Annotated in this window: 21 protein-coding genes and 1 pseudogene; 12 read left to right on the forward strand and 10 right to left on the reverse strand. The window is 61.8% G+C overall.

The window, feature by feature from the left end:
• Positions 1–177: 177 nt before the first annotated feature.
• The 5 genes from MTX36_RS00185 to MTX36_RS00205 are packed head-to-tail and all read right to left on the reverse strand — an operon-like array spanning position 178 to position 5762.
• Entirely contained in the window at positions 178–1230 is a 1053-nt protein-coding gene (locus MTX36_RS00185) for an acyl-CoA dehydrogenase family protein (protein ID WP_243617767.1), read from the reverse strand.
• Complete coding sequence (locus tag MTX36_RS00190; RefSeq protein ID WP_243617768.1) at positions 1227–2195, reverse strand: acyl-CoA dehydrogenase family protein; 969 nt, start codon at positions 2193–2195, stop codon at positions 1227–1229. Before MTX36_RS00190 ends, MTX36_RS00185 begins: the two co-directional genes overlap by 4 nt.
• Positions 2192–3352: an acyl-CoA dehydrogenase family protein gene (locus MTX36_RS00195; RefSeq protein WP_094270071.1), complete on the reverse strand. Its 1161-nt coding sequence runs from the start codon at positions 3350–3352 to the stop codon at positions 2192–2194. The genes MTX36_RS00190 and MTX36_RS00195 overlap by 4 nt, the downstream gene beginning before the upstream one ends.
• Positions 3352–4224: an enoyl-CoA hydratase gene (locus MTX36_RS00200; RefSeq protein ID WP_243617769.1), complete on the reverse strand. Its 873-nt coding sequence runs from the start codon at positions 4222–4224 to the stop codon at positions 3352–3354. The genes MTX36_RS00195 and MTX36_RS00200 overlap by 1 nt, the downstream gene beginning before the upstream one ends.
• A complete protein-coding gene (locus MTX36_RS00205) occupies positions 4221–5762 on the reverse strand; it encodes a FadD3 family acyl-CoA ligase (RefSeq protein WP_243617770.1) in 1542 nt (513 codons plus the stop codon). The genes MTX36_RS00200 and MTX36_RS00205 overlap by 4 nt, the downstream gene beginning before the upstream one ends.
• A gap of 55 nt (positions 5763–5817) precedes the next feature.
• On the opposite strand from MTX36_RS00205, the gene MTX36_RS00210 reads away from it, so the two are divergent.
• The 4 genes from MTX36_RS00210 to MTX36_RS00225 all read left to right on the forward strand — a co-directional run bounded on the left by MTX36_RS00210 (position 5818) and on the right by MTX36_RS00225 (position 9745).
• Positions 5818–7047 carry an acyl-CoA dehydrogenase family protein gene (locus tag MTX36_RS00210; protein ID WP_243617771.1) on the forward strand — a complete coding sequence of 410 codons (1230 nt, stop codon included), beginning with the start codon at positions 5818–5820 and terminating at the stop codon, positions 7045–7047.
• Positions 7048–7860: an SDR family oxidoreductase gene (locus tag MTX36_RS00215; RefSeq protein ID WP_243617772.1), complete on the forward strand. Its 813-nt coding sequence runs from the start codon at positions 7048–7050 to the stop codon at positions 7858–7860. It abuts the gene before it with no gap.
• Between the two features lie 77 nt (positions 7861–7937).
• The gene (locus MTX36_RS00220; protein WP_169634665.1) at positions 7938–8585 is read left to right on the forward strand and encodes a TetR/AcrR family transcriptional regulator; all 648 of its coding nucleotides are present in this window, start codon (positions 7938–7940) and stop codon (positions 8583–8585) included.
• A gap of 11 nt (positions 8586–8596) precedes the next feature.
• Positions 8597–9745, forward strand: coding sequence for an acetyl-CoA C-acetyltransferase (locus MTX36_RS00225; RefSeq protein ID WP_243617773.1), 1149 nt, complete (start codon positions 8597–8599; stop codon positions 9743–9745).
• A gap of 56 nt (positions 9746–9801) precedes the next feature.
• Here the strand turns inward: MTX36_RS00225 and MTX36_RS29690 are convergent.
• Positions 9802–9960: pseudogene (locus MTX36_RS29690) on the reverse strand (DUF4333 domain-containing protein); the annotation flags it as partial.
• Between the two features lie 86 nt (positions 9961–10046).
• Positions 10047–11444 (reverse strand): cytochrome P450, encoded by a 1398-nt coding sequence (locus tag MTX36_RS00230; RefSeq protein ID WP_243617774.1) that lies wholly within the window; start codon positions 11442–11444, stop codon positions 10047–10049.
• Positions 11445–11539: 95 nt separating this feature from the next.
• Here MTX36_RS00230 and MTX36_RS00235 point away from each other — a divergent pair, with 95 nt between their 5' ends.
• A complete protein-coding gene (locus MTX36_RS00235; protein ID WP_243617775.1) occupies positions 11540–12115 on the forward strand; it encodes a TetR/AcrR family transcriptional regulator in 576 nt (191 codons plus the stop codon).
• On the opposite strand, the gene MTX36_RS00240 is transcribed toward MTX36_RS00235, so the two are convergent.
• Positions 12112–12990: a bile acid:sodium symporter family protein gene (locus MTX36_RS00240; RefSeq protein WP_243617776.1), complete on the reverse strand. Its 879-nt coding sequence runs from the start codon at positions 12988–12990 to the stop codon at positions 12112–12114. The genes MTX36_RS00235 and MTX36_RS00240 overlap by 4 nt on opposite strands.
• A 133-nt stretch (positions 12991–13123) precedes the next feature.
• On the opposite strand from MTX36_RS00240, the gene MTX36_RS00245 reads away from it, so the two are divergent.
• Together MTX36_RS00245 and MTX36_RS00250 are read left to right on the forward strand one after the other, a co-directional pair.
• On the forward strand, positions 13124–13396 hold the full coding sequence (locus MTX36_RS00245) for a DUF2277 domain-containing protein (protein ID WP_169634659.1): 273 nt from the start codon (positions 13124–13126) through the stop codon (positions 13394–13396).
• 4 nt (positions 13397–13400) lie between these two features.
• Positions 13401–14828, forward strand: coding sequence for an alpha/beta hydrolase (locus MTX36_RS00250; protein ID WP_243617777.1), 1428 nt, complete (start codon positions 13401–13403; stop codon positions 14826–14828).
• Positions 14829–14872: 44 nt separating this feature from the next.
• Here MTX36_RS00250 and MTX36_RS30135 read toward each other — a convergent pair whose 3' ends face one another.
• Together MTX36_RS30135 and MTX36_RS00265 are read right to left on the reverse strand one after the other, a co-directional pair.
• Entirely contained in the window at positions 14873–16228 is a 1356-nt protein-coding gene (locus MTX36_RS30135) for an IS6 family transposase (protein WP_308198172.1), read from the reverse strand.
• A gap of 523 nt (positions 16229–16751) precedes the next feature.
• Entirely contained in the window at positions 16752–17723 is a 972-nt protein-coding gene (locus MTX36_RS00265; protein WP_243617778.1) for a LysR substrate-binding domain-containing protein, read from the reverse strand.
• Positions 17724–17877: 154 nt separating this feature from the next.
• On the opposite strand from MTX36_RS00265, the gene MTX36_RS00270 reads away from it, so the two are divergent.
• The 5 genes from MTX36_RS00270 (at position 17878) to MTX36_RS00290 (ending at position 25327) form a co-directional block, all read left to right on the forward strand.
• The gene (locus tag MTX36_RS00270; protein WP_243617779.1) at positions 17878–18063 is read left to right on the forward strand and encodes a hypothetical protein; all 186 of its coding nucleotides are present in this window, start codon (positions 17878–17880) and stop codon (positions 18061–18063) included.
• Positions 18064–18708: 645 nt separating this feature from the next.
• Positions 18709–20451 (forward strand): Ig-like domain-containing protein, encoded by a 1743-nt coding sequence (locus MTX36_RS00275; RefSeq protein WP_243617780.1) that lies wholly within the window; start codon positions 18709–18711, stop codon positions 20449–20451.
• A 36-nt stretch (positions 20452–20487) separates the two neighbouring features.
• Positions 20488–22197: an Ig-like domain-containing protein gene (locus MTX36_RS30140; protein WP_243617781.1), complete on the forward strand. Its 1710-nt coding sequence runs from the start codon at positions 20488–20490 to the stop codon at positions 22195–22197.
• Between the two features lie 236 nt (positions 22198–22433).
• Positions 22434–23561 carry an Ig-like domain-containing protein gene (locus tag MTX36_RS00285; RefSeq protein WP_243617782.1) on the forward strand — a complete coding sequence of 376 codons (1128 nt, stop codon included), beginning with the start codon at positions 22434–22436 and terminating at the stop codon, positions 23559–23561.
• Positions 23562–23590: 29 nt separating this feature from the next.
• Entirely contained in the window at positions 23591–25327 is a 1737-nt protein-coding gene (locus tag MTX36_RS00290; RefSeq protein WP_243617783.1) for an Ig-like domain-containing protein, read from the forward strand.
• Positions 25328–25387 lie beyond the last annotated feature (60 nt).

The following is a 25387-nucleotide window of genomic DNA, read 5'->3' on the forward strand; positions in this document are numbered from 1 at the left end:
AATCTCGCGTGGCGCTGGTCGGGTTACGGCGAGAAGAAAGGCCTCCTCAGCTAGCCGGCCATGCATTCCCTTCCCGCAATGTCAGACGGTCTGGGTGAGTTTGACGCCAATGCCCCCTCAGCATATTTCGGCTGAGGGGGCATTCGGGCGGTTTTGCTCAGAGATCCAACTTAAGTACTAGAGCCCTGCGGCAGTTGCCAACTCGGGGAGATAGTCACTTGGCTGACCGAACAACTGTGCACTGCTGTGTGCACGTTTGAAGTACAGCTGAGCGTCGTGCTCCCACGTGATGGCGATTCCGCCGTGAAGCTGGACGGCCTCGGACGTGATCTCCTGCAGTGCTTCCGAGCAGTACACCTTGGCGATGGCGGCATCACCGGCAGACTGTGTTGCCACAGCCGCGTAGGTCATGGACCGGGCGGTCTCGACCAGCGTGTACATGTCGGCCATCCGGTGCTTGAGGGCCTGGAAGGAACCGATCGCGCGACCGAACTGCTTGCGGGACTTCGTGTATTCCACAGTCTGTTCGACGATTGCTGCAGCCGCGCCCACCTGTTCGGCGGACAGTGCGATCAAGACAACCGTTCGGATGCGATCGACCAGATCCTCAGACCACTGCAACGGGCGTCCGCGAACACCGGAGAACGTGACCTCCGACAGGGTTCGCGTCGGATCCATCGTGGGAACCCGTCGCCGGGAGACACCTTCGGCGGCGGGATCCACTTCGTAGAAACCGTCGGCCGTCAGTACCAGCAGAGTGTCGGCGACATGCCCGTCGAGGACATACGCCGCTGTGCCGTTCAGTGCATCTTCGGTGGCTTCGACGCCGAAGGTGTTCCAGCCGGCAGCACCGGCCCAGCACAGTGCGAGGATGCTTTCGCCGGCGGCGACACCGGGGAGCAGACGCGAGCACGCGTCGGCGTCACCGGAGAGCAGCAGTGCCTGCGCCGCGAGAATCGCGGAACCCAGCATCGGCGACGGCGTCAGTGTGCGGCCCAGTTCTTCCTGGACCACATGAACTTCAGCCAAGCTTGCTCCGACGCCGTCGAACTCCTCGGGGATCGCCAGTGCGGCGATGCCGATCTGTTCGCACAGCTTGTTCCACAGAGCGGCGTCGTAGCCGATGTCGGTGGTGATGGCTGCGCGGACGGCAGCGGAGTCGGAGTGCTTGCTCAGGAGGTCGCGTACCGACGCGCGCAGCGCCGCCTGATCTTCGGTGTCGATGCTCATGACGCCGAGACTAGCGATTCGACGACGCGTGCGCGGTGCATTGCCGGAGTACCCCAGGCGGTGAGCAGTGCTCGTACCTTGGTGAGCCACAGCGAGAGATCATGTTCCATCGTGTAACCGATGGCACCGTGAACCTGGAGACCGACGCGAGCAGCCTTGTAGGCGGCATCGCCGCAGGCGACCTTGGCGGCGGAGATGTCACGCGAAGCATCTGCGGAGCCGTCACGAACCGACAGTGCGGCACCGTGAAGCAGCGGGCGAGCCATTTCGAGGGAAACGGCAACCTCGGCGAGGTGATGCTTGATTGCCTGGAACTGTCCGATGACCTTGCCGAACTGCTTGCGCTGCTTCGCATATTCGGTGCTGATCTCGAGCAGGGTCTGTCCGAGGCCCAGGAGCTGAGCTGCCGTAGCCAGCGCGCCCAGGTCGAAGGCTGCCGCGAAGTCGGCGTTGCCGAGCGAATCACCGGCGGTGACCTCGAAGAGCTTGCGGGAGAGGTCTACCGACGCCTTGGCTTCGCCGATGACACCCAGGTTGACTGCGCCACCCTGTGCGAGCAGAACCAGGTCCACGGAGTTGGCGTCGAGTGCGAACGGCGTGTTCGGGGGAGCGGCAACAGTCGCGAGGGAACCCTCGGCGAGGGCGGAGAGGCGTTCCGGTGCAACCGAAGCCAGAAGCGTCGGTACTACTGCGATGGTTTCGACAACCGGGCCGGGAACGGCATGGCGGCCGAGCTGTTCGATCGCGACAACGAGGTCGATGGCGTCGGCGCCCAGACCGTCGTGCTCTTCGGCGATGACGAGGCCGTTGACGCCGGTCTCGGCGAGGCGCTGCCACACCTTCTTGCCGGGTGCGGTGTCACCGTCGTTCCAGGCGCGGATGACGGCGGGCATGTCGGACTTGGTGAGCAACGCATCGATGCTCGCAGCGAAGTCCTGGTGGGAGGAGTCGAGCGCGAATCTCATCGGTCCGCCTTAGGTAGGCCGAGCAGACGCTCAGCGATGACATTTTTCTGAATCTCGTTGGTGCCGGCGTAGATCGGGCCCGACAGGGAGAACAGATATCCGTCCATCCAGTTGTCGGCCAGCTCGGCTTCGGGACCCTGCAGGTCGAGAGCGGTCTCGTGGGTAGCGATATCCCACTCGGACCAGAAGACCTTGTTGATCGAGGACTCGGCGCCGAGCTGTCCGCCGTCGGCGAGACGTGTCACGGTGCCGAAAGTGTTGAGCTGGTAGGCCCGAGCGCCGATCCAGGCGTCGGCGACCTTGTTGCGCAGTGCGCTGTCGTCCGTACGGCCGCTGGCCTTGTACAGCTCAAGCAGGCGGTCGACGGTGGCGAGGAAGCGGCCGGGGCTACGCAGAGACAGTCCGCGCTCGTTGCTGGCGGTGCTCATTGCGACGCGCCAGCCCTCGTTGACGCTACCGATCACACCGGACTCGCCGGGGTTGGCCGGGTCGTCCGGAACGAAGACGTCTTCGAGGAAGATCTCGGCAAAGCCAGGCTCTCCGTCGAGCTGATCGATGGGGCGAACGGTGACGCCCTTCGACCGGATGTCGAACATGAAGTACGTGATGCCCTTGTGGCGCTGCGCATCCGGATCGGAGCGGAACAGGCCGAAGCCCCAGTCCGCGAAGCTGGCACGCGAGCTCCACGTCTTCTGGCCGTTGAGCAGCCAGCCGCCGTCGACCTTCGTGGCGCTCGAACGCAGGCTTGCGAGGTCGGAGCCGGACTCGGGCTCGGACCAGGCTTGGGCCCAGATGTCGTCGGCACGGGCCATGCGCGGCATGATGCGAGCGAGCTGCTCGGCATTGGCATGCTCGAAAAGTGTGGGCGCCAAGAGGAAGATGCCGTTCTGGCTCACACGTCCCGGTGCGCCGGAGCGGTAGTACTCCTCTTCGAAGATGACCCACTCGAGCAGCGACGCGTCGCGTCCGCCGAGTTCCTTGGGCCACGAGACGACGGCGTAGCCGGCGTCGGCGAGAGTGTGCTCCCACTGACGGTGCTCTTCGAAGCCCTCGGCGGTATCCATCGATTTCAGAGGTGTGGCGGGCACATTCGCCTCCAGGAACGAGCGGACCTCGTCACGGAATGCGGTTGTGGCGTCGTCGAATACGAGATCCACTAGTTTGTTCCTTCCTGCGGCTTGCGAGCGCTGGCAGCCATTGCCTTGGCATCGAGACCGCCAAGTGAATCTTTGCCTACTTCGGCATTGTGGGCGTGAGCAAAATGATGGAGACCGAAGACGGAGTCGATGCCGTTGCGCATCCCCATCTGATCCTCACACTGGTTGACTGCTTTCTTGGTGAGCGCCAAGCCGAAGCGTGGCATCTCCGAGATACGTTCGGCGAGTGCGAACGTCTCCGTTTCGAGTTCGTCGCGAGCGACGACGCGGTTGACCATGCCGATTTCGTAGGCGCGCTGCGCCGTGAATCGGTCACCGGTGAACAGCATCTCCTTGGCGAACCGCGATCCGACCATCCACGGGTGTGCAAAGTACTCCACGCCGGGAATGCCCATGCGGACAACAGGATCGGAGAAGAATGCGTCGTCGGAGGCGACGATCATGTCGCAGACCCAGGCGAGCATGAGTCCGCCGGCGATGCAGGCGCCGTGGACCATGGCGATGGTGGGCTTGGGGATCTCCCGCCAGCGGCGGCACATTCCCAGGTACACCTCCATCTCGCGAGCGAAACGTTGGTCACCACCGGGCTTGTCGACATGGTCCCACCACATGGTGGCCTTGTTTTCGTACTCGACGTGATGGTCGCGGCCCGGAGTTCCCAGGTCGTGTCCGGCACTGAAGTGAGGTCCGTTGCCCGCCAAGACGATGACCTTGACGTCGTCGTCTTCGACGGCGCGCTGGAATGCTGCGTCGAGAGCGTAGGTCACTACCGAGTTCTGGGCATTGCGGTAGTCGGGCCGGTTCAAGGACACAAGCGCGACGGGTCCGCGAACCTCGTAGGTTACGACATCAACTTCGATAGGAACGGTCATGACTGTTCCTCGCGCAGAACTGTTTTGAGAATCTTGCCCGAAGGGTTGCGCGGGAGATGATCGACGAAGCGAACCTCACGGGGAACCTTGAAGCCCGCGATCTTCTCCTTGAGGAAGGCGATGACCGACTCTTCGGTGAGACCGGCGCCGTCGAGTTGAGCGATGTAGACGCGTCCCACCTCGCCCATCCGATGATCGGGGATGCCGATGGCAGCCGATTCGTGGACGCCGGGCAGACGAGCCAGCATTCCTTCGATTTCGGCGGGGTAGACGTTGAATCCACCGCTGACGTACATGTCCTTGAGACGGTCGGTGATATCGAGATATCCACGCTCGTCCAGGGTTCCGATGTCACCGGTGTGCAACCAGCCGTCGGCGTCGATGGCCTTGGCGGTTGATTCGGGATCGTCGAGGTATCCGAGCATCACGTTCGGTCCACGAAGCAGGATCTCGTTCTGATCGCCCAGCTTGACCTCGAAATCGGCTGTCGCACGGCCCGAAGAGGTGGAGACGGTGACCGGGTCGTCGTCGGTGCGGCACATGGTGGCGACGACTGCCTCGGTCAGACCGTAGGCGGTGAGAACTGCGTCGAACAGTTCGCTCTGCATACGCTCGACCAGCGCGACCGGAACCGGAGCGGCACCCGTGATCGCGATGCGCAGTGACGACAAGTCGTATTCGCCGCGGCGGGGGTGATCGAGGATGGTCTGGTAGATCGTCGGAGCGCCCGGCAGGATGCTGACCTGCTCACTGTTGATCAGTGCAAGAGTCTCGTCGATGTTGAAGACGGACACCGGAACGATGGTCGCACCGTTGAGCAGGCACACCAGAATTCCGGCCTTGTAGCCGAAGGTGTGGAAGAACGGGCTGATGATGAGGAAGTTGTCTCTTTCCGTCACCTCGGCATTTTCTCCCCAGGCTTGCGCTACGCCGATGGACTGGCGATGTGCGCTGATCGCGCCCTTGCTGCGTCCCGTCGTGCCGGAGGTGAAGAGGATGTCGCTGATGTCGTCAGGCTGCACTGCTACTGCCCGAGCATCTGCTTCGGTGCGAGCGTCGTCGGTGGCGAGGGCAACGAAGTCCTCGAACTCGATGACGCCGTCGCGTGCGTCGTCCCCGTCGACGGTGATCCGGATGACGGTGGGAATGGACAGCTCAGGATTCGCGTCGAGTAGCTGCTGGTAGCGATCGGCCTTGAGGAACTTGCCGACGATGACCAGGGCAGCGGCGTCGACGCGCTCGATGATGTCGAGTGCCTCGGTTCCGGTGTACCGGGTGTTGATCGGGATAATCGCTGCTCCGACGTACTGCGCGCCGAGCAGAGCGATCACCCAATGGTGGGTGTTGGGTGCCCAGATCACGACGCGGTCGCCGGCCTTCACGCCACGAGTGATCAGTGCGCCCGCGAAATCGCGGACACGCTGGTGCAGCTCTGCAAAGGTCAGTCGGGTGTCGCCATCGGCGATTGCCGCGCGATCACCGAACTCCTCGGCGGCCCGGATGAGGGCTGATGGGATGGTTCTCGGTTGTTCGGTCACTGGACTCCTACCTGACACGCTACCTAGCAAGTGCTTGGTAGGTTATCTTACATATGTGGACCAGAGCGAGAGCCCGGACGGGCAGATGACGGACGACGAGTTTGCAGCGGAAGTTTCGCAGTGGCTGGCAGAGAACCTGACGGGCAAATTTGCCCAGCTCAAGGGCAAGGGCGGCCCGGGTAGCGAGCACGAGTTCTTTGAGCAGCGACTCGAATGGGACAAGCACCTTGCTGCCGCCGGATGGACGTGCCTGGGGTGGCCGAAGGAGTTCGGCGGCCGCGGAGCCACCATCGCCCAGCAGGTCATCTTCCATCAGGAGTACGCCAAGTCGGGTGCGCCCGCACGCGTCAGCCACATCGGTGAAGAGCTACTCGGCCCGACGCTGATCGCCTACGGAACCGATGAACAGAAGCGCCGCTTCCTGCCGGGCATCAACACCGTCAGCGAACTCTGGTCGCAGGGATACTCCGAACCCGGAGCCGGTTCCGACCTCGCCAACGTCTCGACGACGGCTCGTCTCGAAGACGGCAAGTGGATCATCAACGGCCAGAAGGTCTGGACGTCGCTGGCTCACGTTGCCCAGTGGTGCTTCGTCGTCTGCCGCACCGAGGTGGGCTCCAAGCGTCACCAGGGTCTGAGCTTCCTGCTCGTTCCGCTGGACCAGCCCGGCGTGACCGTGCGTCCCATCCAGCAGCTCACCGGCACCTCCGAATTCAACGAGGTCTTCTTCGACGACGCCGTCACTGAAGCCGAACTGGTTGTCGGCCAACCGGGCGAAGGCTGGAAGATCGCCATGGGCCTGCTCACCTTCGAGCGCGGTGTGTCCACCCTCGGCCAGCAGATCGGCTTCGCCCGCGAACTCAAGGGCGTCGTTGATCTCGCGAAAGCCAATGGCAGTGACCAAGATCCGCACATCCGCGAAAAGATCGCTCGTGCCTGGGTCGGCCTACGTGTCATGCGCGCCCACGCAATGCGAACTCTCGACGCAGTCGATGCCGGAACCGGCGGCGGCGAAGCATCGGTCGCAAAACTGTTGTGGGCCAACTGGCATCGCGACCTCGGCCAGCTGTCGATGGACGTGCAGGGTGCGTCGTCATTGGTTGCTCCGTGGGCCGATTCCGAGGGAAATCCGTCGGACATCACCGATCCCGAGCACCTCGAGCTGGACGAGTGGCAGCGACTCTTCCTCTTCACGCGCGCCGACACGATCTACGGCGGCTCCAACGAAATTCAACGCAACATCATTTCCGAGCGTGTGCTCGGTCTTCCCCGAGAGGCTCGTTAAATGTCTGACTCCACAGTAGTTTCGCCCCTGTCCGTCGTTCCGGAAGAAACCCCGGGCCACGGATTGCTCAAGGGCAAGAAGGCAATCATCACCGCCGCAGCCGGCACCGGCATCGGCTTCTCCACCGCGCGACGCGTTCTCCTGGAAGGCGGCGACGTCCTGGTCTCCGACTTCCACGAGCGTCGTCTCGGCGAGACGGTCGAGAAGCTGAAGGCTGAATTCCCCGGCCAGCAGGTCGAATCGATCATCTGCGACGTTTCCAGCACCGCGCAGGTCGACGCACTGTTCGACGGCGCAGTCGAGAAGATGGGCCGCATCGACATCGTGGTCAACAACGCCGGCCTGGGCGGCGAAACCCCCGTCGTCGATATGACCGATGATCAGTGGGATCGCGTCCTCGACATCACTCTCAACAGCACGTTCCGTGCGACGCGTGCTGCTCTGCGTTACTTCAAGGGTGTCGAACACGGCGGCGTTCTGGTGAACAACGCGTCGGTTCTCGGCTGGCGTGCGCAGCATTCGCAGGCTCACTACGCCGCCGCCAAGGCCGGCGTCATGGCTTTGACTCGTTGCAGCGCAATCGAGGCCGCCGAATACGGCGTCCGCATCAACGCCGTCTCGCCTTCCATTGCGCGCCATGCCTTCCTGGCCAAGGTCACCAGCGAAGAACTGCTGGATCAGCTGGCTTCCGGTGAGGCTTACGGCCGCGCAGCCGAGGTCTGGGAAATCGCTTCGGTGATCGCGATGCTCGCGAGCGATTACACGACGTACATGACCGGCGAGATCGTTTCCGTTTCTTCGCAGCGGGCGTAGTTCTCCTGCTGTGCGCCTTTATTACCCGCCCGGGGTTAATAAAGGCGCACAGCGAGGCCCTGGATAGGATGAAATTCATGACGCCACCCCGCAATCCCGACGAAACGACAGGGAAATCCGGCCGCCGCGACGAACTGCTCGCGATCGCAGCCGGCCTGTTCGCCGACCGCGGAGTACGTGCAACGACGGTACGAGATATCGCCGATGCTGCCGGAATTCTGTCCGGCAGTCTCTACCACCATTTTGATTCCAAGGAGTCGATGGTTGACGAGATCCTGCACCAGTTCCTCGACGAGTTGTTCGGCAAGTACCGCGAAATCGTCGCCGCCGGCCTTGACAGCCGCGCAACGATCGAAGCGTTGATCGTCACTTCGTACGAGGCGATCGACGCCTCTCACTCGGCCGTCGCGATCTACCAGGACGAAGTCAAGCATCTGGTCGCGAACGAGCGATTCTCGTATCTGGTGGAACGTAATACAGAGTTCCGGGACCTGTGGGTGGGAGTGCTCGAGGCGGGCGTTGCCGACGGTAGCTTCCGCTCCGACATCGACGTGGAACTTGTTTTCCGTTTCATGCGCGACACCGTCTGGGTTGCCGTGCGCTGGTACCGCCCGGGTGGCTCGTTGACCGCGCACACCGTGGCAGCTCAGTACCTGGCGATCGTGCTCGACGGGCTCTCGGATCCAGTTGCGTCATCTAAAACTATTGCTGCACAACAAAACTAGGAGTGAAGATAATGTCCGAGGTATACATCGTCGATGCAATCCGCACCCCGATCGGCAAGCGCGGCGGCGCACTGTCGGCTGTGCACCCCATTGACTTGGGTGCTCACGTAGTCAAGGCCGTTGTCGAGCGCACCGGCATTGATCCCGCAGACGTCGACGACGTCATCTTCGGTTGCGTCGACGCCATCGGCGGCCAGGCCGGCAACATCGCCCGTATGGCTTGGCTCGCAGCGGGATACCCGCAGCACGTCCCCGGCGTGACGGTTGACCGTCAGTGTGGTTCCAGCCAGCAGGCTGTGCACTTCGGCGCGCAGGCCATCCTATCCGGCACCGCAGATCTGATCGTTGCCGGCGGCGTTCAGAACATGAGCCAGATCCCGATCTCGGCAGCCATGATCGTCGGCCAGCAGTACGGATTCGAGACCCCGACTTCAGGTTCCGTGGGTTGGACCGAGCGTTACGGCAACCAGGAAGTCTCGCAGTTCAAGGGCGCCGAAATGATCGCCGAGAAGTGGGACGTCAGCCGCGAAGAGCTCGAGAAGTGGGCTCTGCAGAGCCATGAGCGCGCCAAGGCCGCTATCGCAGCAGGACGCTTCGACAACGAAATCGTCACCATGGGCGACGCGACAGTCGACGAAGGCCCGCGTGAGACCAGCCTCGAAAAGATGGCGACCCTCAAGGTCCTCGTCGAAGACGGCCGCATGACCGCTGCTGTCGCAAGCCAGATCTCGGACGGTGCCAGTGCACTGCTGCTGGCGTCGGAAGAAGCAGTCAAGAAGCACGGCCTCAAGCCGCGCGCGCGCATCCATCACCTCAGTGCACGCGGCGACGACCCCATCTTCATGCTCAGCGCGCCGATTCCGGCAACGCAGCACGCCTTGAAGAAGGCCGGCCTGACCATCGAAGACATCGACCTGGTCGAGATCAACGAGGCTTTCGCCCCCGTCGTCCTCGCCTGGATCAAGGAAATCGGCGCAGACCCGGCCAAGGTCAACGTCAACGGCGGCGCAATCGCACTCGGCCACCCGCTCGGTGCTACCGGCACCAAGCTGATGGCAACGCTCCTCAACGAGCTCGAGCGCACCGGCGGACGCTACGGATTGCTCACCATCTGTGAGGGTGGCGGAACCGCAAACGTGACGATTATCGAGCGTCTCTGACCTAATTGCTGTGCGCCTTTATTAACCGCCCGCGGTTAATAAAGGCGCACAGTGGGTTAGCTCTGCGGAGTATCCGCTACCTGGACGTCGAACTTCACGTTGTCACCGTCGACGCTGGTCATGGTTCCGGTGACGTCGTATTTGGTGCCCTGATCCGTCAGTGTGCAGGTGACGGTTGCATCTACCTCGGCGTCGAGACCTTCGGGGCAGGCCTCGGACCGAAGGTCCTCGCTGGTATTAGACCCAGATTCACCTTTTCGGACTCATCGGGCACGCCATTTTTTTCTGGAGTTCTTCGAGGTCAGCGGCGTCGTACCGTCAGCTGGAACCCTTCGGGCATCAGTGTCAGTCGCTCGGCCACCTTCAGTTGATATTCGGGATCCGGTTCGATGGTGTACTTCTGCAAAATTGTGCCGAGAACAAGAACTGCCTCGTGAATCGCGAATTGTCTACCGATGCAAGCACGTTCACCGGTTCCGAAAGGCTTGTACGCGTGCGCCGGTCTGGCCTTGATGTTGGCCGGCAAGAATCGGTCCGGGTCGAAGGCTTCAGGATCGTTGCCCCACACGGGATCTCGATGCAGGGACGGGATGAGTACCAGCATCCAATCGCCCTTCTTCATTGGATACTTGCCAACCAAGGTGGTGTCCTGCCGTGCTGCGCGGGCGTAGGCCGGGGCTGTCGGCCACAGTCGCAAAGACTCGTCGAGGACGCGTCGTACATGCCGTAATTTGGCGATCTTCTCGAACGGCGGTTCTTCCTCGCCCCAAATCTGATCGACCTCGGCCTGAGCTTTGGCGAGAACATCCGGATTTTTTGCGAGGTAATACAAGGCGAATGACAAAGCGCCGGAAGTTGTTTCATGTCCGGCAACCAGGAATGTGACTACCTGGTGGCGAATGTTCAGTTCGTCGATTCGGTTCGGATCGTTCTCCCGGGCCGCGCGCAACATGAGTTCCAGAAGGTCTTCGTGCACCCCGCCAGGATTCTCGCGGCGAACGCGAATCACCTCGTCCACCACTTCGGCCATGTAGGCCTTGCGGACTTCGTCGCGTCGGTCGGCTCGGCGCGCGAGAAGGCGGCCGACCGCAGTCGATTTGATGAAGGTGGTCTGCTGCGAATGTGAGAGCGCACCGATCATCGCTTTGACAAACGGATGCGGTTCTTCACGATCGAACGAGTCGAAGGAGTAGCTGAACCCGGTTCGGCCGATAGTTTCGAGCGTCAATTTGGTCATGTCGGCGGAGACGTCGACGGGGGAGTTGCTGCCGTGGTTGTCCCAGTATCCGACGAGTTCGCTCGCCACATCGAGCATCGTGCGGTGATACGAGCGCATCGCGGCCTGGCTGAACGCCGGGGCCAGGAGGTTGTGGGCTTTGCCCCAGTTGGGCTCGTGATTGTAGGCGGTGAAGAGGCCGTCGCCGCCGATGCCGCGCAGAGCTTTCACACCCGGGGCCAGGTGTTTTACAAATCGTGACTCGTCGGAGAGTTCCGCGACCATGTCTGCTCCGGACACGAACACGAATCGATTGCCGAGCACATATCTTTCGAAGATCGGACCCAGTTCGCGGCCGATACTCACGGAGTTCTGCAGTGGTGTCCTGATGTTGATGCCGAGGACGTCGCCGACGATGGGGAGTCGCCGCGCTGGGTGCGGAATGGTGGCTTCGCCGCTAATCGGCGTTGCGTCGACGCTCATCGTTGTCCCCCGAGAAGAGTTCGCTTACTGAATTAGTGTCTAGTACGCAAAGTACGCCTTACTGAATCGGTGTCAAGTAGTACTCTGATTTTGCTATGGCCACTCCACGAAAACGTCTGGATCGCGAGCAGCGCCGCACGCAGTTGCTCGATATCGGTATACAACTTTTTGCCGACCGATCGTACGAGGACGTCTGGATCGAAGAGGTCGCCGAGATCGCCGGGGTGTCTCGGGGACTCATGTACCACTACTTCCCGACCAAACGGGATTTCTTTGCGGCGATCGTCGAGCGCGAATCGAAGCATCTCCTCGACGTGACCGCGCCCGACGCGTCGCTGCCGGTCCACGAGCAAATCGCCGCTGGATTGGACGCCTACTTCGAGTACGTCAAAACCCACAGTCATGGTGTCCGTGCGATCAACATCGGCACGTTGTCAGCGGAAGCCGCGATCCGCGAGATCGTCGAACACGAATTGGCGGAGCAGCAGACGCGCATTCTCGACGCGTGGGGATTCGAGGGTGAGCGTCGAGTGCTTGCTGCCGTTGCTGTTCGGGGATGGATCGCATTCGTTCGGGCGGTCTGTCTGGACTGGCTGGATCACCCGGCAATTCCGCAGGAAGAGCTGCGGGTGATCTGCTTGCGCACGTTGGCCGGAGCGCTCGGGAATTAGTCGACTTCAGCAAACTTTCGCGACTTGTTGGTGATAATCGCACCGAATGCTGCTGCAAGAGGGAACATTACGACGCCGTAGACCGCTGCCGGAACTGCCAGTTGAACGTTGTCCATCAGGCTCACTGCGATGGTGATCGCCAAAGTGCTGTTGTGGATACCGATTTCCATGGAACTGGCGATGGCTTGACGATCCTCGAGGCCGAAGATCTTGGGTACGACGTATCCGATGGAGAGGCTCAGTACGCAGAACAAAGCTGCAACGATGCCGATGTCGAGAAGGTAGTCCGCGATGTTCGCGCGCTCCGAGATGACGGTTCCGACAATGACCAGTGCCAGCACGGCGGCAGATCCGATGCGAACCGGCTTGTCCATACGCTCGGCAAAGGCACTCGAGCGCAAGCGAACCCACATGCCGATAGCTACGGGGATCAGGACGACGGCAAAAACTTGAAGGACCTTCGTGAACTGGAGGCCGAGGGTGCCGTCGGCATCGTCAGGTTCGAAGTAACTGAGCGCGAAGTTGGTGATCAGCGGCAGGGTGACGACGGCGATCACTGAATTGACCGCTGTGAGCGTCACATTGAGCGCGACATCGCCCCGGAAGAGATGACTGAAGAGATTGGCTGTGGTTCCGCCCGGTGACGCGGCGAGGAGCATCATGCCGACTGCCAACAGTGGATCGAGATCGAAGAGGGTGACCAGCCCGAAGGCGGCGGCGGGCAGCAATATCAGTTGGCAGACGAGAGCGATGGACACAGCTTTGGGTGCCTTCGCAACGCGGGCAAAATCACCGACGGTCAGTGAGAGTCCGAGGCCGAACATGATGATGGCGAGCGCGACCGGCAAGCCGACCGACGTGAGAGCTGAGTCCATGGGTAATGGCTTCTTCCAGTTACTTGGGGAGAATTTTACTGAAACTACCGCGATGCCCGATTCTGCGTGGCCATTTGGATACATTGGTGTATCGGGCCGTGACGGAGTGCCCGGGCACGGTTATCGTCGAACTATGTGCCGAAACATCACCGAACTCCGTGGACTCGAACCGCCGGCCACACCGGAGGAGATCGAGGCAGCATCTCGCCAATACATACGTAAGGTGAGTGGAATCGCCAAAGTCTCCGACGCGAACCGCGATGCCTTCGAGCAGGCTGTCCGTGAGGTCACCGCGACTACGACGCGCCTGCTCAGTGAGCTCCCGCCACGTAAGCAACCGCCGCAGACTGTTCCGCCGCTGCGTCGGCCGGAGGTAGTGGCGCGGATCGCGGCACGCGCTACCTAGTCCGGTGGACCTGACCGATATCGACGCCTGGGACGCCGATTCCCTAGCGGACCTTGCCGGTGGGCTCGAAGGGATGCTGGTCGCCCATCGCGTCCGCGACCTGCAACACCGGTTGGCAGCACTACGCGTTGCTGCTCGAGACGACGAACTGCAAGTGCGTGCCGACGGCGAGGTGCGAGCAGCAGTGGCCGTCGCCGACGGGCATCCGCTGCAGAGGCAGATTTCTGAACTGTCGGCGCAGGTGTCCGAGTTGATAGCCGAAGCAGTTCTGGTCGGGGCAGAATTCGACCATGCCCGCGCGTCGGTGACCGCGCCGGTGAGTGCCGATTTTCGCGATAATGTCACTCGGGTCAACAAGGATTGGCGCAATCTCTGTGCAGACGGTCAAGCAGAAATCGTCAAGAATGCTCCGGAGCTGATCGCTAACCTGGACGGTATCCCCGCTGCGGTGCGCGATGTCGCGAATCGTGCGCGAATCGACACGGAACGTCGTCGGCTGCAAGATGACTCGATCCGCATTCAACAGGAATTGCAACGAGAGTTCTTCGGCGGACGTCTCAGCAATACCGGCGCCGGATTGTGGTACGCCCAGCGCAAACTGGAAGATCTGGACGCACTCGAGGAGTTACTGCGCGAAGATGCCGACTTCATGTTGGTCATGATGGACATGCGTTCCGGCGAACGAGGCTTCGCGGCAGTTGCCGTGGGTGATCCTGGTACCGCAGATCATCTTTCGGTGACAGTGCCGGGCCTCAATACCAACGTCAAGGATTCCATGCGCGGTATGGCACTCGAGGCGCGTCGGCTCCGGGACGAGGCCGGGCGCCAACTCCACACGGCGGGGCGTGGACACGAAAAGGTGTGCACCATCGCCTGGATTGGCTACGACGCCCCGCAGATGACTGGCCCTGGCAAGTTCGACGTGGGCCGCGCCAGCCTCGACGTCAGCCGAGGCACCAAGGCACGGATCGCCGCCGACGCACTCAGTAGCTTCTTCCACGGGCTGCGCGCATCGTCGGTGAAGGACAATCCGCACTTCACTGCTCTCGGACACTCATACGGATCGCTCGCCACTTCCCTTGCCTTGCAACGGAATGGGTATGTGGGAGTCGCGGACGTGGTGTTCTACGGCTCGCCGGGGGTACGGGCGCGTGAAGAATCGCAGCTCGAAGTCGCGGTCGGTCACGTCTACGTCATGAAGGCAGAGGGCGACGCCATCGCCGGCTTCGGTCGCTTCGGCGGTGATCCGTCCGATTGGTCCTTTCAATGTCTTTCCACCAGAAGTGGTTACAGTCCGGACGGGATCTATCGTGAGCGTGCATTCGGTCATGCCGAATATGCCAGAACCGGAGACAACGGAGAGCTGAGAATGACCGGCTACAACCTGGCCGTCGTCATTGCCGGACTACCGGAACGGGCCGTACTGGCCTGAACACGTGTCGTGGCTACTGCACCGCGCATCTGCGCGCTGTTTCTTCAACGACTGGCAAAGAACCTGGTTGCGGCCTTTTCGTCCCGGTTGTTCTGCAGGAGGATGTCGAGAACGTTGCCGTGCTGATCGATGGCCCGCCACAGGTACTGACGTTTCCCGTTGATCTTCAGGGACACCTCGTCGAGGTGCCATCTGTCGTCCGGCCGGGGTGCACGTCGGCGTAAGGCGGCGGCGTATTCAGGCCCGAACGCCGCGCACCATGTCCGGATCGTCTCGTACGACACGTCGACGCCGCGAGCGCGCATGAGCACCTCGACCTCGCGGTAGGACAGTGGGAACCGGTGATATAACCACACACAATGGGCGATGATCTCCCGGGGAAACCGGTAGCCCTTGTATGTCGACGACATCATCGAATCCGTTCCGGCCGAAGCAATCTCACCAAGTTGAGAGTGCATCTTCTTTTCGTGCTTGTACATGTCCGTTGTCGGCTGCCGGCTGGTGGACACGGTGCGCCGGGCTGAGCGCACGACGGCCTCGTCGATCATCCGGCCGGACTTGTCTACGATGGCACCGCGACCAGCTGCCACACCGGCTTCGAAGCGTTCGAGCATCTGATGTGCCTCGTCGATCGCTCTAACGGACGGCGTAAACACCTTGTGTACCAGGGCAACCTGGCTCGGGTGAATACAGGCCCGGCCGAAGAACCCTTGTCGCCGCGCTCGTTCGGTGGACACCTGTAGAGTGTCGAGGTCGTGAGTGTTGATCGATACCGGCGCGACGGGAGGCGTCGATCCGGCTCCGGCACAGGCGAATACGATCTGGTTGCGCGCCCACGCAGTCTCCGACTCGTCCGGGCCGGGGTCCAGACCCACTGCAGCACAGAGGTCGTATTCACCCAGTTGCACTCGCGCTACACGGGGAATGCTGAGCAGGTCATCGATCCGACGTACCGCTTCCGGTGTCTCGATCAACGGGGAAACCAGTAGAGAGTTGTTCAACTGCGTGTCGGCAACTCTCTCGAGGTCGGTCAGGCTGGCCTTGGCCAGGACGATTCCGGTGAGTGAGTAGCCGGTGCCGAGGGACGACAGGTCTTCTTCGCCGAGGTGGCCGGGGTTGATTCGTACCCATAGTTCGACGCCGGTGTCGGCCCTGTGTTGGCTCAGGAAGTCGACAACATTCTGGCGCGCTCGAGCTTTGGCTGCGAGGGGCACTGCGTCTTCCAAATCGAGGATGACTGCGTCGGCGCCCGATGCGATGGCCTTGTCGAATCGTTCCGGTGCGGTCCCCGGGACGTAGAGGTACGACCGCGGGAGCGGCCGGTTTTCCTCGTCGCGTACGGCGATGGTGTCCAGGATTTCTTCGTACGCGCAGTCGGCTCGTGTACTGACCTGAATCATTTATCTCCTGTCTGGGACAGTCGCTAGGCAACCGTCCGACTGGACTAAGTCAAGGATGACCGTCCAACTTATGCAATTCGGATCAAGGTAACGCAGCCCAGGCATTCACGGCGGATTTACCATAAAGAATATCGACGAATAATTCAACCGACTGACACGTATGATTATCGGGCGACCATACGACTCGCGGTCTAGAAAATCATCCTGGCCTGCATCATTGACATATTAGTCAGGTTGTTGCCAGAAAAGGAAGGGGGTCGGACGAACAATTCCCGGATCGCGCTCCATGTTCCTGCGCAGTAAATTCTCGACCATCCAGCGGTTTTTCGAATTCTCAATCTCATTAACAACAAATGCGACGTCATTGACAACAAACATGACGCCAATAACAATAAGGATGGGTCATTAACAACGAATTCGACGGCATTAACAACAAATACGGGTGTGATCCCCGAGATTCCCGGAGGGATTACACCCGTACGACGTCACATCATGGCGTGGTGGATTAGGCGAGGTTCCGTCGTCAGCGGGGGATCGTGTCGGGCATGATCAAGTCGGGAACCATCAAATCGTCGAAGTCCGGTTCCCCGAGCATCGCGACCAGATCCGGCCGCGCGTTGCGCACCGACCGTGCCGCGTCGACGAACGAGCGCACCAACACTGAGTTGTTGTCGGAGTGCCACGCCACGGCGACCTCATTCGGTGCGGCGTCCGCGATCGGCACAACCTTCACTCCCGGATAGGGGATCCAGCGAGCACACGCCCCCGTCACCACGACGCCGACGCCGGCAGCCACCTTCTGGTACTCCTCGAGCACCGTGGTGGAGCGGGACATCACCTTCGCCGGCACTCCGTCGCGATGGGCATCGAGTTCCCAGTACGCATTCCACGTCGGGTCGGTGTTGGCCGCTCCGAGAAACGGCTCCTCGATCAGTTCGGCGGCAGCGACCGAGGTGCGGTCGGCGAGGGGATGGTCGGTGCGGAGCATCACCACGAGGGGTTCGGTGAACAGCGGCTCGAACTCGACGCCCTCCGTCGTGAGCGGACGACGCAGGAACGCCACATCCACCGAGCGGTCGGCCAATCCGGCTGACGGATCGTCATAGTTGAACTGGCGCATCTCCACTGTCACGCCGGGCTGGCGATCGCGGAAGGCGGACAGGATCGGCTCGGTCAGCATCAGGGCTGCTCCCTCGAGGAATCCCAGTACCAACCGCTCGTGTTCGCTGCGCTGCGCTGCGCGGGCACGCTCGGCGGCGGCGTCGAGCGCGGCCAGTATCGCGCTGGTGTCCTCGAGGAACGCGGCACCGGCCGCGGTCAGGGTTATGCTGCGCGTGGTCCGGGTCAGTAGCGCTACGCCGAGGGTCCGTTCCAACTGCTTGATCTGCACGCTCAGTGCCTGCTGCGCGATGTGCAGTCCTTGAGCGGCGCGCGTGAAGCTCAACTCTTCTGCCACCGCGACGAAGTAGCGTAGTTGACGCGTGTGGAGTTCCATAGCGGGATTCTATGTCGGGGTTGTCGGGTGAATGTCATTCCAGGCGGTGGATGGGACTAGCTTCTGCCGTCCTGCCGGCGATCGGTGTCAACCAGGGCATCCCCAGTGGGCTGGCCGCGATCAACTCCTCTCGATCGCGGTGACGGATAGTCCGGTGTCTCGCGCACCCTCGCCGGACGTCTCCATGCTTCCGGCCGCCGCGGATCCGGATGATCGCCACTCGTCACTGCACCGAAGTGGTCATCCGATTCCCGGTATGGGTCCCGTCACCAAACAGGCCGCCTCTGCCCTCGGTGATGTTCTTCTGTGTCTGAAAACTGCTGCACTCCACTCAACTTGACAGACGTCGTCGCGACCCGGAAATCGGCCAACCGCCGAAGTCTACGATTGTGGGTCCCAGCGTGAAATTCGACGACGTGACAGTCATGGTGTCGGTGTGGCCCGAGGTTCGACGTTACTGGGTAACTTTGACGGGGGCGCTAATGGTCATACTGTCCATGCAAGATCAAAGTGTCTGGGCAAGAGTCATTTTGGGAAACCTAGCGGTTCGCCCTCTCGTTCTACGGGATCGAGTGGCTGATCATCGACATGCATTGCAGCTATCTCTGGGCAAACCAAATTGCAATGTCGACGGTTGGGCTCCAGAAGTCGAACTATTCGAATGATCGGCTGAGAACTCCCGAGGTTGCCGGCATCCGGAACTGCGCTTGTCTGATTCTTAGTTGTAGCGAAAAGAGTTGCACTACAAATAACTTGACAGTGTTTAACTTGACAATCCGGCTTCGATTTCGCGACTGCATCGACCGCTCGAGACGTCCGGTCCGTATGAGCTATCACAATGCCCGATCGCCTAATTACCGTAATTTTCGTGATTTGCCCTAATTGCTGATCGATTGCGCTACCTTGAGCCGGATCGATGTAACTGGACGCTCGTCTAGGCGCTCGTTTCAGGGCGGTTGCCGAGACGCCCCAAAGAAAGGGAATCATGATGCAGAGCAACACCCTTCGTGCGGTCGGAGGCCTGAGCGTATTAGCTGTGGCCGCCGGATTCGCGGTCACGATAGGCGGCGGAATCGCAAGTGCTGCACCGGGATCGCTGAGCTGGGCCGACGGCAACACCAACTTGAGCCGCACCATCAGCAATGTAACCCCGATCGAGGGCGAGGTCATCACCTCCTCGACCACCTTCAAGCGGGCTCAATTCAAAGAGGCCGAACTACTCTGGATGGTCAAGGACTTCCACCCGACGTGTCTGACCTACGTGGAGGGTTCCGCCACGCTCAACGGCAACCCGATCGCCTCGACGTCGGAGGCAGGCTTCGCCATGGTCGGCAGCCCCACGGCCACCACGACCTTGGCTAGGGTGGTCGACAACCTCTTCAACGGCGGTACCACGCCGGCCACGTTCGTGTTCTCGTACACGGTCGGTGCCGACTGCGCCCGTGGTGTCCCGCTGGTTACGGGGATGGATTACAACGGCGATCTCGGTTTCAGTACCTTCGCCACCAAAGGCCCGTCGGTCTCGGTGAGCAAGAACGTTTCGACGACGGCGCTCGCACCGGTCACCGGTGCAAAGGTTGGCCAGTCGACGACACTGAGCGCACCGGTCACCGGCGGCGCCGACGGCAACATCGTCGAGTTCTACGACGGCATCACAAAGCTCGGCGAAGGTACCCTCAGTGCTGGCACAGCCACGCTGGCGTGGATCCCAGTCACGGATGGTCAGCACAGCCTGACCGCGAAGTTCCTGGGGACGGCCGCGGCCATCGAGTCGACCTCGGCGCCGCAGAACGTCCAGGTGATTCCCGCTGATGTCGAGACGTCGACCACGTTGACCGTCCCGGCCACCGCCGACGTCGGCGCGAACGTCACCTTCACTGCTGCCATCACCCCGGCCACCGCAACCGGCCAGGTGCAGTTCAAGGACGGCGACATCAACGTCGGCGAGCCCGTTGCCGTGGTCGACGGAAGCGCCTCGATCACCCGCCAGTTCCCGGAGGCCGGTACGCATAGCATCACCGCGCACTTCGTCAGCTCCGGCGGCAGTCTCAATTCCGACTCGGAAGCATCCGCACTGAATATCACCGACGCCGACTTCGGCACCACTACAACGGTTCTCGAGCCGGTAACCGCAACCGTCGACGTCGAGACCAACCTCTCGGCCACCGTGATGCCGTTCCCGAGCGCCGGTGAGGTCGAATTCATCGTCGACGACATCTCCGTCGGTAAGGTCAACGTGGGCACCGGTGACGGAGTCGCAGTTCTTCCGCACACCTTCACCACCGTCGGCACCTCCAACGTGGTCGCGAAGTTCCTCAGAACCCCCGGATTCACGGATTCCACCTCGGTTTCGCGCTCGGTCACCGTCAAGGCAGCCGAACCTAACCGCGAAGACACCACCACCACCCTCGGTGTCACCGGCGCCTCCAACGTCGGCACCTCGATGACGTTCACGGCAACCGTCGCTCCGTCGACCGCCAACGGAACGATCCAGTTCAAGGTCGGTAACACACTCATCGGCGCACCCGTCGCCGTCGTCAACGGTGTCGCCACCGGCACACACATCTTCGACGCCGAAGGCACCTACACCGTCACGGCAGTCTTCGTCGGCGGCGACGGCTGGAACGACTCCGTCTCCGGCCCCACCGTCGTGGGCATCACCACCGCCACCACCCCCGGTGATCCGACCGGAAGCCTGGGCTCACTCTCCGGCATTTTCGGTAGCTAATTCCACTCCCGCAGCCATTCATCCTTAGGAGAATTCGTGCAGAAGAAAAGGATTCAACGGCTCGTCACACCGATCGGTGTGGGAGCGCTCGCCTGCGTCACCATGCTGGGCGGTGTTCCGGCGCAGGCCGCGACCACCAGCACCACGTTCATCGCGGCCTGCCTGGCCACGCCCTCGGCAGTGGCCGGTCCGACCACCGAAGCCCAGAACGCCACCGTCAATGTCGACGCACCCGAGTCGGTCAACGCCGGCGAGGAGTTCGAGGTCACCATCGTGCCGCCGCCGATCACCTACCCGAACAAGGTGTCTGTCGCGAACGTGCAGAACGTCTCGCGCATCAAGATCGACGTAGCGATCCCCTCGAACGCCGAGTTCCTCGGCGCGGAGATCGTGGTCGGCACCTCCTCAGGACTCAGTGGCACGGCACCAAATGTGCTGCGTGTCAACGAAGCCGGCAATACCGACCCCAACGGGACGATCATCCGCCTCTCGGGTGACAACGCCACGATCGGCAACAGTCCCAACTCGAGCACCAGCAACCAGGCCGGTATCGTCGCCAACGCCGCCAGCGGCGCGAACACCACCTTCCAGTTGCCGCAGGTCAAGGCACGCCTGAAGGCCGGCCCGTCCGGCGCCGTCGAGATGAAGCTTCGCACCGCCGGGGACGCAGCGAAGTGGAACCACGACAAGAACTTCCTGACCTTTCTGCCGAAGGCCAGCGCACCGATCGTCGGCACCGCGTGGGCCCCCACCCGTTGCACCCCACGTGACAGTGAAACCGCAGCGCTCAACAACGGCGCCGGCCCGCTCGCCTCGACCAACATCATCGAAGCCGACAAGCAAACCACCACCACCGTCGTCGCTCCCGGCGCAGTCAAGAACGGCGCCGAGGTCACCTTGACCGCGAACGTCGCCCCGGCCGCACCGGGCGGCACCGTCGAGTTCTTCGACGGCGCAACCTCTCTCGGCGCACCGGTGGACGTAGCGAACGGCACCGCCGCGATCACGCACACCTTCACCACCGACGGCAACCACGAGATCACCGCCGCGTTCTCCGGAACCACCGGCTTCATCACCTCGACCTCCGCGGTCAAGACCATCAACGTGAGCACCGACGACACCGTCACCACGCTCGCGATGACCAGCCCGGAACTGGCCTTCGTCGACCAGGACGTCAACCTGCACGCACAGGTCACCCCGGCAGTCCAGGGTGGCACGGTGGAGTTCACCGTTGACGGCGGTGACAAGGTGACCGGCACGGTCGGCACCGACGGTGTCGCGGTCGCGCCGTACAAGTTCACCACCACCGGCACTCACCGCGTCCTCGCGCGCTACTCCGGCACCCAGGGCGTCGGGGGTTCTGTCGCACCGATGTTCCCGGTCAGCGTCACCACCGCTCCGGCGGCGGATGTTCAGACCAGCACAACGCTCGCCCCGGTCGGCACGATCACCAAGGGCAGCTCGGTCACGCTGAGGGCAACGGTCGATCCGACCACCGCCAACGGCAAGGTCCAGTTCAAGATGGGTGACGTCAATCTCGGCGCTCCCGTCTCCGTGGTGAACGGTGTTGCGAGCTTGCCCACCACGTTCGCAGCTTCGGGTGAGTTCAGCATCACCGCTGAATTCATCGGCGCTGCAGGGTTTATCGACTCGGCCTCTGCTCCGCAGGCACTGACGGTTCCCGCCGACACCGATCCGGGCCCGGGCGGCCCCTTCGGTAGCTTGTCAAGCATCTTCGGATCGTAAGATTCGAGTTGTAAGACGATAAACGAAAGGCGCGCCACCGACATTGTTTCGGTGGCGCGCCCTGTCGGGCCCAAGTCCCAGCTGCACCCGAAAATTGCTGCATCCCAAACAACTTGACAATCCCCTGTGATCTACTGCTCGGGAGGTTTGAGCGCCACGTCGGCCAACTCCGTGGTCTCGGCGTACGGCGTTCGTTTCGAGAGCTCGAATTTTCGAGCTGACCAAGGAGAAATTGAATGGCATCGACGTTGGTTCGCAAAGGGCTGGTAGCCGCCGTGTCCTTGACCGGTTGCATTGCCCTCGCAGTGGGCGGCAGCGGTATCGCGTCCGCAGCAGGAGTGGATCGTCCGTTCACCGCATCGTGCCACGGCTGGCAGTATCCCGGGCCGATCACTCACAACGAGACGCGTGACTCCGGAGTCACGATCACGGCACCGGCAGCCGTTCCGCCGAATTCGACTTTCACGTATCGCATCGCACCCAAGCCGATGACGGTACCCAGCAGTGGCTACGACCTCAGAAACGTCGTGAACTGGACGCGCCTGAAATTCGATTTCGATATCCCCGTCGGCACCACGTATGTGGGGGCGCAGATCGTTTCCGGTACCGGTTCGAACCTGGGCGGCGTGGCACCCTCGGTTCTTCGGATCAACGACAACGGTTCTCCCGACTCCAACGGTGCACATCTCCGAATTGCCGGCAGCAACGTCACCGCCGGCAACGGGCCGAACACCGATGACAACAGCGGCGGCGGTATCGAGGTCGGTGCCGGGCAGACATTCCAACTCCCCGCCGTTGATGTCACCGTAGTTTCTGGGGTAGTCGGTACCCAGATCAAGCCGATGCTGCGTGTGACCGATACCAACTCCGGTTCGTACGACAGCGCGAACAATTACCTGACCTTCTTGCAGCAGGAAACGTTGCTCGGTGGGGTGAGGTACTGGCTGACTACCAATTGCTCACCGCGCGACAACCGATCCGCTGGACTGAACTCGGGCGGTCAGCCGCTGACAACAATCAGCGTCGATTCGAGCCTGGCCCAGACGGAAACGCGAATCAGCGCACCGGCAAGTGCGGTCGTCGGGGATTCGATCGAGTTGACGGCGACGGTGACTCCCATGCCGTCGGGCGGAACAGTGCAGTTCCGTGACGGCGGTACCGATCTCGGCGCTCCGGTACCTGTCGTCAACGGCGTTGCGAAGGCGAACCGCACGATGGACACGGCGGGCGACCGCAACATATCGGCGTACTACGCCGGTACTGCGGGATTCATGGAATCCATGTCCGGAGCCGTCACGGTCAATGTCACCGAACCAGTTGTCCCCGAACCCGGCAGTCTCGGTAGCCTCGGATTCGGGTCGTGAAAATTGTGAAGAGAGAACAGGATTCGTCGATGAAAACAGTGTTCCGTCGCGGCAGCGCGCTCACCGCCGCATCTGCGTTGGCCGGTGGCTTGTTCATGGTCGCCGGGGGTGCGACTGCTTCTGCTGCTCCCGAAGTTAAGAACGTGGGCTTCACAACCGCATGCCATGTCCGCGAGATGGACGGTGCCGCAAGCCCGATCACGTTCAACGAGACCCTCGGATCGGGGGTTACTGTCACCGCGCCCGCAACGGCTACCCCGGGAGAAACCCTTACCTATCGTCTGCAGCCGAATGAGATGAAGGCGAACAGCGGCGGCCACGCCAGCCGCAACGTTGTTCATTGGGCGAGGATCAAATATGACTTCGATATCCCGGCGGGGGTGGAATTCGTGAAGTCCGAACTCGTGGCAAATAGTGCGTACGGTCTCGGATCCGACAGTGCCACTCCGACTGTCACCCAGATCGACGACAGCGGAAACCTGTCCGCGGCCGGTACACATCTGCGTATTTCCGGTCTGAATCGAACGACCGGGAACGGGCCGAACTCCGCCGTTCGATCCAGCGACGGAATCATCGTCGGCGCAAACACCAAGTTCCGGCTGCCGGCGATCGATGTGACGGTCAAGGCCGGTGCTGCCGGGACCGAGATCAACCCTTCGGTGCGCGTCTCCGATTCGGGTTCTGCAAATTACGATAACGACAAGAACGCTCTCACCTTCGTTCAACGTGAGAAGGACGTTTTCGGGGTGAATTACTGGGAGCGTTACAACTGCTCGCCTCGCGACAATAGTTCGTCCAGCCTCAATGCCGGTGGTAAAGCGCTCACTACGATTTACGTCAGTCAGCCGACCACGACGACGATGCAGATGCCGGAGTCGGTGCAGGCGAGTGCACCGACCGAACTCGTCGCGAATGTCGGTCCGGCGCCGGTAAGGGGCAATGTGCAGTTCCGAATTAATGGTGCTGACATTGGCTCACCGGTTGCTCCCGGCCCCGATGGTGTTGCGCGGCTACCCCATACGTTCTACACAGCCGGAACAGCACAAGTGTCCGCTGCATTTCAGGGAGTAAACGGATTTCTGAGCTCCAGCTCTACAGAGGCGACGGTGACGGTGACCGCGGCACCGGTAGTCAAGCAAACCGATACGGTAGTGACGGTGCCTGGCGATGCCAAGACAGGTACGTCGGTGACTCTGAAGGCACAGGTATCACCGCTACCCGCCGCCGGCACCCTCCAATTCAAGGACGGCGCTGCAAATATCGGTGATCCGATTACGGTGAGTGCCGACGGAAGCGCAACCCTCGAACACGTCTTCACCTCGGCGGGAACACACGCTGTGTCGGCCTATTACTCCGGCGCAACAGGATTCAAGCCGTCGATAGCACCAGCACAATCGGTCATCGTGTCGGATCCGGCACCGTCGGACGTCACCACTTCGACTTCGCTGAATGTTCCAGGGTCGGCGAAACAGGCTGCCGCGGTTGAACTGTCGGTGACGGTCGCACCGAACCCGGGTGGGGGCTCCGTCCAGTTCTACGACGGTGACCAGCTCATCGGAGAATCCGTCGTCGTCGGGGCAGATGGCGTAGCTCGTATGACGCACACGTTCACCTCGATCGGCGATCATCGGATCACGGCTGTATTCAACGGGCGTGCTGGGTTTACGCAGTCGACGTCGGACGAATCGATCGTGAGTGTGTCGTCGACGCCGGGAGATGGCGGAACAGACGGCAACGGTTCATTGGGTGGCCTGTTCGGTTCCTGATTCAATCGATTCGAACGCTACTGCCCCCTACTCCGATCGGGGTAGGGGGCAGTAGCGTTC

Origin of the sequence: Rhodococcus sp. ARC_M6 (assembly GCF_022810305.1) — a bacterium.
Lineage (GTDB): Bacteria > Actinomycetota > Actinomycetes > Mycobacteriales > Mycobacteriaceae > Rhodococcus_F.